The following is a 16117-nucleotide window of genomic DNA, read 5'->3' as shown; positions in this document are numbered from 1 at the left end:
AAGTTGGGTGGATTTAAAGGTGGGAAATAAAATTAGTGCAGTAATCGTCACCTATAATCGTTTGTCCTTGTTAAAAGAAGTAATTAATAGTCTAAAAAATCAACAAATCTTATTAAGTCACATCATTGTGGTGGATAATGCTAGTAAGCAGGATACGCAGGATTATCTGGAATCATTAGGGAATCAAATTGATTATCTACGTCTTCCTGAAAATATTGGTGGGGCTGGTGGCTTTAATCGAGGTGTACGTCATTTTATGGAGCATACTGGCGATGATTATGTCTGGCTCATGGACGATGACACAGTACCTTATCCCGACACTTTAACAGCTTTGTTAAATTTTGCCCAGCAACAACAAAATTTTGGATTTTTGGCCAGTGACGTGCGTTGGACTGATGGACATCGCGCCAAGATGAATCGTCCAGCACCGATGAACCGCCTACAAGTCATTCCAGAAGATCAGATAGAGCCAGTGCAACTTCAAAATGCTACTTTCGTGTCTTTACTGTTAAAACGGTCAGTAGTTAAACAAATAGGGTTACCTATCACTGAATTTTTCATCTGGGGTGATGACATTGAGTATACGGAAAGGGCAGGACGAATAGCGCCAGGATATTTCGTACCTAGTGCAAAAGTGGTTCATAAAATGACTACTAATGTTGGTAGCAGTATTTTAAATGATGTGCCAGCACGGATCCCACGCTATTTTTATTCTTACCGTAATAAAATGTACTATGCTAATCAACGAGACTTTTATCGTAAAAATCGAGCTCGGGCGAGAATGTTGTACGAATATTTGCAATTGTACTTTTCAAAAGTGCCTCAGCGTAAAGAGCGTTTAGCAGTCTTTAAAAAGGGTATTAAGGCCGGGTGTTCTTTTAAACCTACTGTAGAATATGCTTCAGACTCTACAAATAAATAAGTAAGATTAGAGACTTTATTAAAGTTTAATCTTACTTCGATATAGTTTACTTATCATAAAATAAGGCTAGATAGTGGAGTTAAACATGATTGATACGGTAAAAAATTTATATCAAAAACATCGAGAAACAATTTTATATCTATTTTTTGGTGGTGCTACTTTTGTGGCAAATATGATTTGCTACTATGTACTGGCAGATTTATTAAATTTGGATGTGACCATTTCCTATCTCATATCGTGGTTTGTGGCGGTTTTATTTGCTTATTTAACCAACAGAATATGGGTGTTTCAGTCTCAGGTAAAACATTGGCAAGGAATTGCACAAGAGGTTTGGCAATTTTATTTAGCTCGAATTTTAACTGGAATTTTAGGGTGGTTAATTTTAGTTTTTGGAGTCGAATTACTACATCAAAACGGTTTATTATGGAACGGAATCCAAAATATCTTTGTAATTGTTTCTAATTATGCTTTAAGTAAGCTTTACATCTTTAAAGACAAATAAAAAAACCTGGTAATCATTGATTACCAGGTTTTTTAAATCTTACTTAACGTACTTTGATAAACGTGACTTTTGACGAGAAGCCTTGTTCTTCTTGATCAAGCCCTTTGAGTAGGCGTGGTCAATAGCCGCAGAAGCTTCGCGGTAAAGCTTTTCCAAATCACCTTCGCCAGCAGCAGCGGCCTTTTCTAAACGCTTGATAGTCGTCCGGTAAGCACTACGTAGTGGCTCATTACGATCGTGTTGCTTTTGAGTTAAGCGCACACGTTGAATTGAAGATTCAATAATAGGCATATGTCTTTCTCCTTAAATTTGATACGAGGTTTTGAGTTAATCCAGTGATTAACGACGCAAACCTAGGCGTTGAATCAACTCACGGTAACGGGCAATATCGTTGTTACGTAGGTAACGCAACAAGTTACGACGGCGACCGATCTTCTTCATCAAACCACGTTGTGAGTGGAAATCATGCTTGTGAGCTGCCATGTGTCCGTTTAATTCGTTAATGTCAGCAGTTAAAACTGCAACTTGAACTTCAACTGAACCTGTATCGCCTTCTTGACGGGCATATTCCTTAATGATTTCGTTCTTACGTTCTTGTGTAAGGGCCATAATCATATCCACCTTTCTAATTTGTCTCCGCTAGCTGAGTGAAACGACGGTGAGACGCTAAACTAAGGTAACGGACGGTTGTGTTATCACAACGCTCTCAATTATACCTACTTTTCTTTAAAAAGCAAATTAGGCGCAATCTAATCTATGTTAAAATAGACGAGTATAACAATTTAGAAAGGATAGTAGTTCGACTTGTTTTCAAGCAAGTTCAAATGAAAGTGGTAAATATGGCGGAAACGATTTCCAGAAACGATGTTGCCCACGTTGCCAGCTTGGCAAAGTTGGCTTTTGATGAGGCTAAATTAGACCAGTTCACTGATCAATTAACTGATATCTTAACCCTTTTTGAAACCCTATCAGAAGTCGATACCAGTGCGGTTGAACCAACCTATTCGGTTACACCAAATGTGAATCATTTGCGTGAAGATGTCGCTGATAATTGGCATCAAAAACAAGAACTATTGGCAAATGCGCCTGAAGAAGCAGCGGACCTAATCAAGGTTCCAGCCATCATTAAGGGGGAAGATGATTAATGACATTTAATTACTTTGACCATGATTTGAGTGATCTTCATCAAAAGCTCCTTAATCATGAGCTAACAGCCCAGGAATTAACGCAGGCAACGCTTGATAACATCACAGCTAGTGATGGTGATGTTCAGGCCTTTCTTGGTACAAATGGTCCTGAAGCCTTGCAGCAAGCTCAGGAATTGGATCAAAAGGGTGACTTTTCAAATCCATTAGCTGGAATTCCCATGGGGCTAAAAGACAACTTATCGACTAAGGGTCTAGAAACTCGGGGGGCTTCCAAAATTTTGGCTGGTTTCAAACCAGTTTATGACGCCACAGTCGTTCAAAAGTTGCAAGCAGCTGGGGCTATTTCCGTTGGAAAACTCAACATGGATGAATTTGCCATGGGTGGTTCTACTGAAAACTCAGCTTACCAAAAGACAACTAATGCTTGGGATCATACCAAGGTTCCGGGTGGTTCTTCTGGTGGATCGGCTGCTGCTGTAGCTGCTGGTCAAATTCCTTACGCCCTTGGTTCTGATACCGGTGGCTCTATTCGTCAGCCAGCAGCCTTTAACGGGATTGTTGGACTTAAGCCAACCTATGGCCGGGTGTCACGATTTGGTTTGTTTGCGATGGCTTCATCACTAGACCAAATTGGACCGCTAACTCGGACGGTTAAAGATAACGCCTTGGTACTAAATGCCATTGCTGGGTTTGATAAGATGGATTCAACTTCAGTTAAAAGCGAAGTACCTGATTTCACGGCTCAATTGAACCAAGGAATCAAGGGCATGCGGATTGCGGTTCCCAAGGAATACTTTGAAGAAGGAATTGATCCTAAGGTGGCTCAGCAAGTTAAAAGTGCCATTGAGCAACTCCGTGAGTTGGGGGCGACCGTTGATGAAGTTTCTTTGCCTCATACTCGTTATGGAGTAGCGGCTTATTACATTATTATGTCGTCTGAAGCTTCCTCAAACTTGCAACGTTATGACGGTATTCGGTATGGTTTCCGGGCTCCTGAGGCTAAGAGTTTGGAAGAGGTCTACGTTCAAACACGTTCGCAAGGCTTTGGTGATGAAGTTAAGCGTCGGATTATGTTAGGAACCTTCTCATTGTCGGCCGGTGCTTATGATGCCTTCTTTAAAAAGGCAGCACAGGTCCGGACTTTGATTGTCGAAGACTTTAACAAGGTCTTTAATGATTACGATTTGATTGTTGGGCCAACCGCACCAACGACAGCCTATGGCTTAGGTGAAGAAATCAATGATCCTAAGGCGATGTATTTGGCTGATGCCTTGACAATCCCAGTTAACTTAGCTGGTTTGCCAGGTTTGTCAATCAATGCTGGTTTTGTCGATGGATTGCCCGTCGGTTTGCAATTAATTGGTAAGCCATTTGATGAAGCTACAATCTATCAAGCCGCCCAGGCCTTTGAAGATGCAACCCGTTGGTTTGAAAAGCGACCTGCTGTCGCAGAAAAGTACTGAGGAGGAAAAAATGGCAAACGGAAATTTTGAAACAACGATTGGACTTGAAGTTCACGTTGAAATGCAAACCAATTCCAAACTATTATCACCCTCACCGGTACATTATGGGGATTCACCCAATGCTAATACCAATGTGATTGACTGGGCCTATCCAGGAGTTTTGCCAGTCGCTAACAAGGGTGCTTTGGAATACGGGATGCGGGTGGCTTTGGCCCTAAATGCAAAGATTTCACCCTTTATTCGCTGGGATCGGAAGAACTATTTCTACCCTGATAATCCGAAGTCTTATCAGACCACTCAGTCCCAAACGCCATTGGGAACGAATGGTTATTTAGACGTTAAGCTAGAAAATGGCGAAACTAAGCGGGTGCGCATTCACGAATTGCACGTCGAAGAAGATGCGGGTAAAAATACCCACGGAACCGATGGTCATTCCTATGTCGATTTGAACCGTCAGGGAACGCCTTTGGTGGAAATTGTTTCTGAACCAGATTTGCACTCACCAGATGAAGCCTATGCTTATTTGGAACAGTTGCGTCAAGTCATCTTGTTTACTGGCGTTTCCGAAGCCAAGATGCAAGAAGGGCAGATGCGAGCTGATGTCAACATCTCAATTCGTCCTTACGGGGCCAAGGAATACGGTACCCGAGTGGAAATGAAGAACGTTAACTCCTTTAACTATGTGCGTAACGCTTTGATTTATGAAGAAAAGCGTCAAGCGGCGGCTTTGCGCGCTGGTGAAAAGTTAGTTCAAGAAACTCGTCGTTACGATGAACCAACTAAGTCAACGATTTCCATGCGAGTCAAGGAAGTTGCCGATGATTATCGTTACTTCCCTGAACCAGATTTGTCACCAATTGAAATTAGCCAGGACTGGATTGATGAAGTGGCCGCTAACTTACCTAAGTCAGCAGCGCAACGGCGTCAGTACTACGTGGATGATTTGGGAATTGAACCTTATGATGCCGAAGTGTTGACACAGACCTTGGCTATGGCTGATTTCTATGACCAAACCGTTCAGGCGGGCGCCGAGCCTAAGCGAGCTGCTAACTACCTGATTGGGGATGTGAATGCTTACTTGAATAAGACCCAGCTAGAATTACAAGAAACTAAGCTAACGCCAGCTAATTTGGCTGGAATGGTGAAGTTGATTGAAGATGGTACGATTTCAACTAAGCAAGCCAAGAAGGTCTTTGAGGCCATCATGGATGGAGAAGAACCGGAAGCCTTCGCTAAGAAGAATGGTTTGGTGCAGATCAGTGATCCAGCGGTCTTGTTGCCATGGGTAACCGAAGTTTTGGACGCAAACCCACAATCAATTGAAGACTTTAAGGGTGGTAAAGATCGTGCCGTTGGTTTCTTAATCGGACAATTGATGAAGAAGTCTAAGGGACAAGCTAATCCGAGTGTCTTGAACCAAATTTTGATGCAAGAATTAAAGCAACGTTAAATTTATTTAAGTGAACCGTGCTGGTTCGCGTACATATTAGTAAGAATGAAAGAAAGGTCCAGCCAAGGGCTGTGATGGCAAGGTAAAGATGAAAAGAGCTCGAATTATTTATAATCCAACCTCTGGTCGTGAAGTTATTAAACGTGAGATGCTCGATATTTTAGCAGTCTATGAACAGGCCGGCTATGAAACCTCTGCTTTTGCTACCACACCCGATCCGCTCAGTGCCGCTAAGGAGGCGGAACGGGCTGCTAAGGAGGGATTTGATTTAATCGTGGCTGCTGGTGGTGATGGGACCATTAATGAAGTGGTCAACGGGGTGGCTCCTTTACGCAAGCGGCCGATGATTGCCATTATCCCAGCGGGGACGACCAATGACTATGCTCGGGCCTTAAAAATTCCCCGAGATGAGCCCTTGGAAGCTGCCAAAGTCATTTTTAAAAATGAAAATATAAAAATGGATATTGGTAAAGTCAATAATCAAACGGGCACTAAGTACTTTATGAATATCGCGGCCCTGGGCACGATTAGTGAAGTAACCTATTCGGTACCCTCAATTATGAAGTCCCTTTATGGTTACTTAGCCTACCTAATTAAGGGAACCGAATTAATCGCCCGGGTTAAAAATGTTAATGCCCGCGTTAGTTATGATGGTGGTGAATATTCGGGTAGTATTTCAATGATTTTCCTAGCTTTGACGAATTCAGTCGGTGGCTTTGAGTCGATTGTGCCCGATGCCAAGCTGGATGATGGTAAATTTACCCTGTTGATTGTGAAAACGGCTAATATTTTCCAAATTATGGAGTTAGTGGCGCAAACGCTTAATGGTGGTCGCCACATTGATAATGAGAATTTGATTTATAAAAAGACCAATAAAGTTGAGATTACACCACTAAGTGATGAACAATTAAAAGTTAACTTGGATGGCGAATATGGTGGCGATGCGCCAATGAGTTTTAAAAATTTGAGGCAGCATATTCGTTTTGTAGCCAACCGATCGGCCATGTCTGTCCGTGCAATCGAAGAAAATGCCAAGCAGCAGTTTGTCGAAGAAGTTGAAAAATTAGAAGCCCAAGAACAAAAAGAAGACTAGGAAAATAATGGCAAAAAAAAATCGTTTGGTTCAGTTAAAAGCGCCAGTCCAAAAAAATGATGAGATCGAGGCTCAAGTCGTTGATTTGAGTTATCAGGGGATGGGAGTGGTCAAAGTCGACCATTTCCCAATTTTTGTGTTAGATGCCTTGCCCGATGAGTTAGTTAAAATTCAGATTACTAAGGTCTTAAAAAACTACGCTTTTGGCCGTGTGTTGCAACGTTTAAAGGCTTCTGCTCAACGAGTCGAGTTGACTGATCAGGTAGCTTTGAGCTCAGGAATTGCCCCTTTAGCTAATTTGGCCTATCCGGCTCAATTAGACTTTAAAACACGTCAAGTAGAAGAAGTCTTTAAAAAGCAACATTTATCCGTTACTGTGGCCCCAACGATTGGGATGGAAGATCCGACCCATTATCGAAATAAGGCGCAGGTGCCGGTGCAGATGATTAATGGTCAGTTGAGCACTGGTTTTTATCGGCGCGGTTCCCACCGCTTAATTACCACGGATAGTTTTTACATTCAAGATGAGCACGTCGACCAGGCGGTCCGAGTGACCCGTGATATTTTGCGTTCACTGGGCATTAGTGCTTATGACGAAGACAATAAAAAGGGCGTTGTCCGTCATATTATGGCGCGCTGGGGTTATCATTCCCACCAATTGATGGTCGTGGTGGTTACTAGAAGTGCTAAGTTACCTCAAGCTGATCGACTAGTCGAAGAATTACAGGCTCAATTACCACAGTTAACCAGTGTCATTCAAAATATCAATGGCGCACCAACCAATGTCATCATGGGGGCTAAAAACCATGTTTTGTGGGGCCAGCCGGCCATTGAAGATGAACTTTTGGGTAAGCGCTATGTAATTGGCCCTAACTCTTTTTATCAAGTTAATCCCCAAACGACAGCCACCGTTTATCAATTAGCCGTTCAGGCGGCCCAGTTAAAGACCAGTGATACGGTTATTGATGCCTATTGTGGGATTGGGACAATTGCTTTAACGGTTGCCGATCAGGTCAAGCAGGTTTACGGTGTTGAAGTTGTGCCCGAAGCGATTAAAGATGCACAACATAATGCCCAGTTAAATCATGTGCAAAATGTTGATTTTGTGACAGCTGATGCGCCCGAACAAATGTTGGCCTGGTCGCAAGCTGGTTTGCAACCGGATGTGATTTTTGTTGACCCACCACGTAAGGGTTTGACGCCGGAATTGATTGATGCTTCGGTCAGCATGCAGCCGGAAAAAATTGTTTATGTAAGCTGTAATCCAGCCACTTTGGCTCGGGATGCGGCTCAGCTGGCTGAACAAGGCTATCAAATTGTCAACCCAGTTCAGCCAGTGGATCAATTCCCACAGACCTTACATGTTGAATGCGTGGTTACTTTTGTAAAATCCTAACAGATAAGAGAGGATTACGATGCCAAAAAACGCTGATACACCAATGATGGAACAATACCATCAAATAAAAAAACAGTACCCCGATGCCTTTGTTTTCTATCGGCTTGGGGACTTTTTTGAGTTGTTTGAAGATGATGCTATTTTAGGCGCTAAGTTACTGGAATTAACCCTAACTTCCCGTAATAAAAATTCTAAAAATCCAGTACCAATGGCTGGTATACCTCATCATGCGGCTCAAAATTATATTGATATTTTAGTTGATCAGGGCTATAAAGTCGCCATTGTCGAACAAATGGAAGACCCAGCCGCTGCTAAGGGAATGGTGAAACGGGATGTTGTCCAATTGGTCACACCTGGAACCAAATTAAACGGCCAGGGCCAAGATGGTAAGGAAAATAATTATCTGGCAGCGCTGTATCCTTGTCCAACTGGCTTTTCTTTGAGTTATCTTGATTTATCAACTGGAGAATTAAAAGTTACCAGTATGACTCATTTGGCGGATGCACTGGATGAATTAAGCTCAATCGAAGCTAAAGAAGTGGTCCTTTTACGTAATGATGAGCAAACCACGCAGTTACACTTAGCTGATCAATTGGGTCAACGGGGGATGGTAGTTTCCCATGAAGAATTAGGCGAAGCCAGTGCCACCATTAGCTATCTCATCAATCCCTTGGATGCTAGTGAACAACGCTTAGTGACAACCTTATTACTCCAGTATTTGTTTGAAACCCAAAGAAGAAATCTAGATCATATTGTGCCAGCGCAAGCTTATGAGCGTCTGGCCTATTTGCGTTTTAATCAGGCGACGCGCTTAAATTTGGACTTAGTTGAGAATGCTCGGACCAAGAAAAAATCCGGTTCTTTATTAGGCCTAATTGACCAAAGTAAAACGGCGATGGGGGGGCGATTACTTAAGCAGTGGCTGTTACGGCCCTTGCGCACTGTGGATAAGATTAACGAACGCCTGGACTTGTTAACGGCTTTTACCGAAGAATTTTTTGTACGGGGCACGATTCAAGATCAGTTGAAGTCGGTTTATGACTTAGAGCGATTAGCCGCTCGAGCGGCTATGGGTAGTATGAATGCCCGCGAATTAGTCCAGTTAAAGCGTTCATTGCGGTCAATTCCAGCGATGAAGACTGCCTTGGAAGCTGCTGATAGTCCTCTATTAAAGCAAGCTGGTACTAGTCTGGATGGTTTAGTTGATTTAGCCGATTTAATTGAGGCAGCGATTGTTGACGATCCACCAATCAGTGTGCGAGAAGGGGATTTGATTAAGGATGGCTATGAACCAGCCATTGATCAGTACCGTTCGGTCCTTAAGGATAATCAGGATTGGCTGGCTAGTTTTGAAAAAAGTGAACGACAAGCCACTGGTATTTCCTCTTTAAAGGTCGGCTACAATAAGAATTTTGGCTACTTCTTGGAAGTAACCAAGGCCAATATTCCTAAATTAGCACCAGATCGCTATGAACGCCGGCAGACTTTAACGAATGCCGAGCGGTTTGTGACGCCCGAATTAAAAGAGCATGAAAGTTTGATTGTCGAAGCCCAAGCTAAGCGGACAGAACGTGAATACCAAGTCTTTACAACGGTTCGAGATCAAGTTAAGGCCGAAATCAAACGGCTCCAGCAGTTAGCTCAGCAGGTGGCGCGTTTAGATGTCTTAGCCGCTTTGGCTGACGTGGCCGAACAACGAAATTATGTCCGGCCGACATTTTATCAAAACCATGCCCAAATCAATATTCGCCAAGGCCGTCATCCGGTCATTGAATCGCTCTTGGGACCGGGCGAATTTGTCGCTAATGATGTTATTTTTGATGAAAAAACCAACATTCAATTAATTACTGGACCCAACATGGCTGGTAAATCAACCTATATGCGGGAACTGGCGTTGATTGTGGTCATGGCTCAAATTGGTAGTTTTGTCCCGGCTGATCAGGCCCAATTACCAGTTTTTGACCAGATTTTCACTCGCATCGGGGCCAATGATGATTTGGTCAACGGCCAGTCAACCTTCATGGTGGAAATGGCTGAAGCTAATTTAGCCTTGCAAGAAGCCAGTGCCCATTCGTTAATTTTATTTGATGAATTGGGCCGTGGTACGGCAACCTATGACGGCATGGCCTTAGCTCAGGCCATCATCGAATATTTGGATCAACATATCCATGCTAAAACTCTGTTTTCAACGCACTATCATGAATTAACGGTTTTAGCTGACCGTTATGCTGATATTGAAAATGTTCATGTGGGGGCTGAAGTTGATGACCAAGGCAAGCTACATTTCCTACATCAAGTCCAAAAGGGACCGGCCGACCGTTCTTATGGAATCCATGTGGCGGCCCTAGCCGGTTTGCCACAGCCACTGATTCAAAATGCAACGACTATTTTAAGTGATTTAGAGGCTGGTGGTAGTCAAACTGTGCCAGTTTCTAAACCAGTTATGCCAACTGCTGATAATCTGGCCGAAGAAATTCCACTCTTTACCTTCCAGGAAGAGCAAGATGCCAGCCAGCAGGTCTTAAAGCAACTCGATGAGCTGAAAATTAACGAATTAACACCTTTGGAAGCCCTCAATACTTTGAATCAATTGCAGAAAATGAGGTTAGACAATGGCCAAAATTCATGAGTTATCCAATTTACTTGCCAACCAAATTGCGGCCGGAGAAGTAATTGAACGGCCAGCCAGTGTAGTCAAGGAGCTGGTCGAAAATGCCATTGATGCTAAAGCCAGTCAAATTCATGTTTTAGTCGAAGATGGTGGTAAAAAGTTAATTCGCGTGGTTGACAATGGGCAGGGAATCGAGCAAGAAGATATTCCCTTGGCTTTTGTGCGTCATGCTACTAGTAAAATTTCCAACCGGCATGACTTGTTTCAAATTTTATCTTTGGGATTTCGGGGTGAAGCACTGCCTTCGATTGCTGCCGTAGCTGATGTTACCTTAGCTTCCCGAGCTCAAGATGAAGATCAGGGCTTAACCTACCAGGTTAAGGGGGGCGAAGTAATTGGGAGCCAAGCAGCCAATGGGCGGTTAGGAACCTCGGTTTCAGTCCGGGATTTGTTTTATAACACGCCCGCTCGTTTGAAATACCTCAAGAGTAAGAGTACCGAACTGGCAAAAATTGTTGAAAATATTAACCATTTAGCCTTGGCCTATCCAGAAATTGCCTTTCATTTGGCTCATAACGGTCAGGTGCTTTTCCAATCCGCAGGTAAAGGTAATTTACAGCAGGTAATTGCCAATATTTATGGCCGAGATGTGGCGCAAAAGATGCGTTCAATTACTGGTCAAAGTGAGCATTTTAAAATCGATGGTTGGATTTCTCGACCCGATTTAACCCGTAGTTCTCGCGATTATTTAACGGTTTTGGTGAATCATCGTTTTGTTAAAAATTTTTCGATTACCAATGCTGTCGTGCAGGGCTACGGCTCTAAGCTAATGGTCGGCCGTTTTCCAGTCGGTGTGATTAACGTTGAATTAGATCCGCTTTTGGTAGATGTTAATGTGCATCCGCAAAAATCTGAAATTCGTTTGGCCGAAGAGGGCGAATTGACCCAACTAGTAACTCAAGCAGTTCGAGACATTTTGGGGGAGGAGAATTTAATCCCAGATGCCTTGGAAAATTTGTATGGTCCTAAGAATCAAGCAGTCCGTCCAATTACTAGTGAGCCGTTATCCCAAGAGGCCCAACCAGTAGCAACTACTGAAATTAAGCCACAAATGACGATCACGGATGCGCCTATTCTGATTGAACACGCTAGTCAGTTGGCCCAACCAGCTGTTCAAGCCTTTACGCAAAAATATCAAGCCGAGGCTTGGCTGCCGATTTTTGATGAGCAGCCAGAGTCAACTACTAATCAATTAGCCCAAGAGCCCAAAGCTTATCAAAGTAGCAGTTCAGCCAATGAACAGTTAGATTTGGACTTTAATACCAGTAAGGAAACGGGTTTTCCAGTCTTGGATTATATCGGCCAAATGCATGGTACTTTCTTATTTGCTCAATCGGTTCAGGGTCTGTACTTAATTGACCAACATGCAGCTCAAGAACGGGTTAACTATGAGTATTTCCGTCAGGCAATTGGCCAAGTTAGTCGTGATCAACAGCAGTTGTTGACTCCCTTGGTTTTGCATTATTCAACGGCGGATATCTTAAAAATTATGGATCATCAGCAACAACTTCAAGAAGTGGGATTACAGTTAGAAAGTTTTGGACCGACCAGCTTGATTTTACGTGAGCATCCAACTTGGTTTATCAAAGGCCAGGAAGAAGCAACGATTCGGGAAATGATTGACTGGATTTTGCGGGAAGGTAGCCTAACCGTGGCCCAGTTCCGTGAAAAAACAGCCATCATGATGAGTTGTAAGCGGGCTATTAAGGCCAATATGGCCTTAGACGATGTCCAGGCCCGACAACTCCTAGTTCATTTAGCCCAGTGTGAAAATCCTTATAACTGTCCGCATGGTCGGCCAGTTCTGATTTCCTTTAGTTTGGCTGACATGGAAAAGATGTTTAAACGGATTCAAGATGCCCACCAAGCCTGGCAAACTTATGACACGCATCCCTTCTAATTAATTGAAAGGTAAATAATGAATAATAATGATATTGTGATTCGCTTGCGTTACGCTCTGAATTTAACCAGTGCGGACTTGCGCCACATTTTTAGTCTAGGGGACCTGGAAATTTCAGGGGCGACTTTAGATAAAGTAATGACTAAACAAGATGCCGAAACACCCTTTGATCAACACCTCAGTACCCATGACTTAGAAGCCTTTTTAAATGGTTTAGTGGTTTATAAACGTGGCGTTAAAAAGGATGCTCAGGGACAGGAGGTCAAACCTAGTTTTGACATTACTGAACCAGCCATGATTAATAACGTGGTAATTAAAAAGATTAAGATTGCCCTGCACTATACCAGTGAAGATCTACAAGAATTGATGGAACTGGCTGGTGATCAGATTTCAAAGGGTGAATTAAGTGCGGTCTTGCGGAGCCCCGATCATCGTAACTATCGACCAGCCGGTGATCGTTATCTCCGTAAAATTTTAAAGGGGATGGCCCTTAAATATCGGTCAAATTGATTTTAATCGTTAAAAATTTTTGATTTGGTACTATAGAAGTAGTGAGATATTCAACAGGAGTTGAAAGCGATGTACTTAGGAAAAATGGAAATCTTAGAAAATGAACCCCTCGCACCCTATGCTTATACCCAAGCTGGTGGCCCGGCGGATTTTTTAGCTCAGCCAGAAACGATTGAAGAACTACGCAGTCTTTTAAATTGGGCGCAGGAGCGAGAATTGCCAATTTTTGCCTTTGGTCGTCTTTCAAATATTGTGGTGCGTAATGGTGGTCTTAAAGGCTTGGTAATTTTACTGTCCAATTTAAAGACTATTGAGCAAATTGATGCCACCACGATTCGCGCTCAAGCTGGGTGCGACCTAATCTGGGCCGCTAATCAAGCTTTAGCCTGGCACTTAAGTGGTTTGGAATGGGGCGCTGGTATTCCCGGTAGTGTTGGTGGGGCAGTCTTTATGAACGCTGGTGCTTACGGCGGACAGGCTGATATGGTAGTCCAACAAGTAAGTGCCCTAATGCCCGATGGGCAGTTAGTAACCTTTACCAAAGATCAATTAGCCTTTGGTTACCGGCAATCGGTATTTCAAGATAACGGGGGCGTGATTGTTAGTGCAGATTTTGCGCTTAAACCAGCTGATCCAGCTTTAATTCAAGCCCAGATGGATGAAAATAATTATCGAAGAGCAAGTAAACAACCCCTTAACTATCCTTCCAACGGCTCAGTCTTTAAGCGGCCAGTGGGTCATTTTGCCGGTAAATTAATTATGGATGCCGGTTTGCAAGGTAGTCGACGGGGTGGTGTAGAAGTCTCTAAAAAACATGCGGGCTTTATGGTCAACGTTGACCGAGGCAATGGAAATGATTATGAAGATTTAATTCATCATGTTCAAGCAACCATTAAAGCCCAAGATGGATTGGACTTAGAAACTGAAGTCCGTATTATGGGGGAACGTTAAACTATGGGAATTATTGAACTGATCATTGTATTAGTGATTGGCGTTACTGTTTCAAATATTATTTCGCACTTCATTCCTTTCATACCAATCAGTCTATTTCAAATTTTAATTGGTTTAGCCTTAGCGCTGGTGGCAGGGGTTGATATTAAAGTTGATAGTCATTGGTTTATGCTACTTTTCGTGGCGCCCTTGCTATTTAATGATGCTTGGCGCTTTCCCAAAAGAGAACTTTGGGAGCTCCGGGGACCGATTTTAGGAAATGCCATTTTGCTGGTGTTGATTACTACACTGGTTGGTGGCTTTTTAATACATATTGTGGTACCGCAGTTGCCAATTCCAGTCGCCTTGGCCTTGGCGGCGGTGATTTCTCCGACTGATCCAGTGGCCGTCCAGGCCATTGCCAAACGAGTAAAATTACCCGAAAACGTCATGCACGTGGTGACCGGTGAGAGTTTAGTTAACGATGCGACTGGCCTGGTTAGCTTTAATACGGCGGTTAAAGCGACAGTTGTTGGTAGTTTTATGATTGGCGATGCCTTGATTAATTTTGCCTGGATGACAATTGCCGGCGTCATCGTCGGTGGCTTAGTCGGCGCCCTAATCGTGTGGGTGCGTGATTCGATTGCCCGTTTTGGTCTCAATGATATTGTTTTTTACACGGTGATCACCTTGTTAATTCCCTTTATTGTATATTGGGATGCCGAAGTGCCGATCCATTCATCGGGCTTAATTGCTGTGGTGACTGCTGGTATTGTAGCTAAATTGCTTAACGATCGGCATCAAGGCCTCCAATCCTCGGAAGCTTCAATTATGTCGGTTCATATTTGGGAAGTGTGGGTCTACTTACTAAACGGGTTGATTTTTGTTTTATTGGGGATTATCCTACCGTCTGCGACCCATAATATTTTTGAAAGTAATCAAATTCACAACTTTACGGCGATTTATTATGGTTTCATGGTGTGGTTGATTATCTTTAGCCTTCGTTCCCTCTGGGCCTATGGTATTCAATGGGGACATTATTGGCGCCATCATAGTGCGATTCCTTCGTTTCGTACTGCCATTATTTCTGGTTTAACCGGCGTTCGTGGAGCGGTTACCATGGCCGCGGTGCTAACCATTCCAACTGTGACCGCTAGTGGCCAGGTTTTTCCAGGTCGGGATTTGGTGATTTTCTTAGCAGCAATGGTGGTTATTTTGAGTTTGTTAGTGGCTTCAATCATGTTGCCAATTGTGACCAAGCAAAAAACCCGCCACGATTTCACGCAGCCGGAAATGGACGTAGAAATTGATAGCGACGATGATTCAACGGATAAGAAAAGCGAACAATTAGATGAAGTTCAGGCGCGAATTTGGATTGTACGGATTGGTATTCAACAGTTACGTGATTTACAAAATGATGAAAACCGGCGGATTATCTTTGAACTGGTCACTCGACGCCAAAAAACAATTCGCCAATTACGTCAAGAAATTGGCGATGATTCCAACCAGTATGATTTAATTTCCGAACAGGAGCAAGAATTACTAGACAGTGCTGTCCAGGCTGAGCGGGATGCCTTACAACAGTTATTAGTTAGTGAACAAATCTCACCAATGACCTATTCCATTCAAGCCCGTCATTTGGATCAGGTAGCTGATAGCTTGGAAAGCCACCACCGTTATCGTGCCCAACGTGGACTTAAGCCACTATTACATAAAGCCCGAGTAGCTATTCATGTTTGGTTGTCCGGCCAATCAAGTGATAAAGTTAGAGAAGAAAGTGATTTAGTAGTGCGGGAAATGTCTAAGGCCGCTATTAAATGTTTATCTAATTTAGCTAGTGAACAAGTGGGAGATACGGTTAGTCAGCGAATTTACCGTCAGTCAGCCTATAATTTGATTGTTGTTTATCGTTATCAAATTGAGCAGGCTAAGCACAGCGATTCGATTTCTCAACGAGATTTAGACGATCGTTGGCGTTTGGAATTGGAATTGAAGGCTTTAAATGCTGAACGTGATATGACCCAGCAGTTGTACGAACAGGGTCGGATTAACCGACAAACCAGTATTAACTTGCGCCAATTCATTAACTATGCAGAAACAAAGGCCTTGGTCGGTCGCAATGAGGAGTAGAA

General features: G+C 43.1%; 14 protein-coding genes. 12 read left to right on the top strand and 2 right to left on the bottom strand.

The annotated features are described in order from the left end of the window. Positions 1 to 19: 19 nt before the first annotated feature. Both C7384_RS02670 and C7384_RS02665 read left to right on the top strand, forming a co-directional pair. Positions 20 to 922, top strand: a complete 903-nt coding sequence (locus C7384_RS02670; RefSeq protein ID WP_089938338.1) for a glycosyltransferase family 2 protein — start codon at positions 20 to 22, stop codon at positions 920 to 922. 85 nt (positions 923 to 1007) lie between these two features. Beyond that, positions 1008 to 1424, top strand: a complete 417-nt coding sequence (locus tag C7384_RS02665) for a GtrA family protein (RefSeq protein ID WP_338064695.1) — start codon at positions 1008 to 1010, stop codon at positions 1422 to 1424. A 39-nt stretch (positions 1425 to 1463) separates the two neighbouring features. Here C7384_RS02665 and rpsT read toward each other — a convergent pair whose 3' ends face one another. After that, positions 1464 to 1715: a 30S ribosomal protein S20 gene (rpsT, locus tag C7384_RS02660; RefSeq protein WP_089938234.1), complete on the bottom strand. Its 252-nt coding sequence runs from the start codon at positions 1713 to 1715 to the stop codon at positions 1464 to 1466. A gap of 48 nt (positions 1716 to 1763) precedes the next feature. Then, on the bottom strand, positions 1764 to 2033 hold the full coding sequence (rpsO, locus tag C7384_RS02655; RefSeq protein ID WP_089938236.1) for a 30S ribosomal protein S15: 270 nt from the start codon (positions 2031 to 2033) through the stop codon (positions 1764 to 1766). Positions 2034 to 2263: 230 nt separating this feature from the next. On the opposite strand from rpsO, the gene gatC reads away from it, so the two are divergent. The 10 genes from gatC (at position 2264) to C7384_RS02605 (ending at position 16115) form a co-directional block, all read left to right on the top strand. After that, positions 2264 to 2569, top strand: coding sequence for an Asp-tRNA(Asn)/Glu-tRNA(Gln) amidotransferase subunit GatC (gatC, locus tag C7384_RS02650; RefSeq protein WP_089938341.1), 306 nt, complete (start codon positions 2264 to 2266; stop codon positions 2567 to 2569). Continuing rightward, positions 2569 to 4035, top strand: a complete 1467-nt coding sequence (gene gatA / locus C7384_RS02645; protein ID WP_089938238.1) for an Asp-tRNA(Asn)/Glu-tRNA(Gln) amidotransferase subunit GatA — start codon at positions 2569 to 2571, stop codon at positions 4033 to 4035. Before gatC ends, gatA begins: the two co-directional genes overlap by 1 nt. A gap of 10 nt (positions 4036 to 4045) precedes the next feature. Further along, entirely contained in the window at positions 4046 to 5485 is a 1440-nt protein-coding gene (gene gatB / locus C7384_RS02640) for an Asp-tRNA(Asn)/Glu-tRNA(Gln) amidotransferase subunit GatB (protein WP_089938240.1), read from the top strand. Between the two features lie 88 nt (positions 5486 to 5573). After that, positions 5574 to 6578: a diacylglycerol kinase family lipid kinase gene (locus tag C7384_RS02635; RefSeq protein ID WP_089938242.1), complete on the top strand. Its 1005-nt coding sequence runs from the start codon at positions 5574 to 5576 to the stop codon at positions 6576 to 6578. Between the two features lie 7 nt (positions 6579 to 6585). Continuing rightward, positions 6586 to 7974: a 23S rRNA (uracil(1939)-C(5))-methyltransferase RlmD gene (gene rlmD / locus C7384_RS02630; protein WP_089938244.1), complete on the top strand. Its 1389-nt coding sequence runs from the start codon at positions 6586 to 6588 to the stop codon at positions 7972 to 7974. A 19-nt stretch (positions 7975 to 7993) separates the two neighbouring features. Continuing rightward, positions 7994 to 10603 carry a DNA mismatch repair protein MutS gene (gene mutS / locus C7384_RS02625; RefSeq protein WP_089938246.1) on the top strand — a complete coding sequence of 870 codons (2610 nt, stop codon included), beginning with the start codon at positions 7994 to 7996 and terminating at the stop codon, positions 10601 to 10603. Then, positions 10587 to 12545: a DNA mismatch repair endonuclease MutL gene (gene mutL / locus C7384_RS02620; protein WP_089938248.1), complete on the top strand. Its 1959-nt coding sequence runs from the start codon at positions 10587 to 10589 to the stop codon at positions 12543 to 12545. The genes mutS and mutL overlap by 17 nt, the downstream gene beginning before the upstream one ends. Before the next feature lie 18 nt (positions 12546 to 12563). Continuing rightward, complete coding sequence (locus C7384_RS02615; RefSeq protein ID WP_089938249.1) at positions 12564 to 13055, top strand: YehS family protein; 492 nt, start codon at positions 12564 to 12566, stop codon at positions 13053 to 13055. A 69-nt stretch (positions 13056 to 13124) separates the two neighbouring features. Beyond that, positions 13125 to 14006 (top strand): UDP-N-acetylmuramate dehydrogenase, encoded by an 882-nt coding sequence (gene murB / locus C7384_RS02610; RefSeq protein WP_089938251.1) that lies wholly within the window; start codon positions 13125 to 13127, stop codon positions 14004 to 14006. A gap of 3 nt (positions 14007 to 14009) precedes the next feature. Next, complete coding sequence (locus C7384_RS02605; RefSeq protein ID WP_089938253.1) at positions 14010 to 16115, top strand: cation:proton antiporter; 2106 nt, start codon at positions 14010 to 14012, stop codon at positions 16113 to 16115. The last annotated feature ends 2 nt before the right edge of the window (positions 16116 to 16117 follow it).

The sequence above is a fragment of the Convivina intestini genome, from assembly GCF_003096575.1.
Classification (GTDB): domain Bacteria; phylum Bacillota; class Bacilli; order Lactobacillales; family Lactobacillaceae; genus Convivina; species Convivina intestini.
Note: the sequence above shows the minus strand (reverse complement) of the source record. Positions and strands in the feature narration are given on the sequence as shown.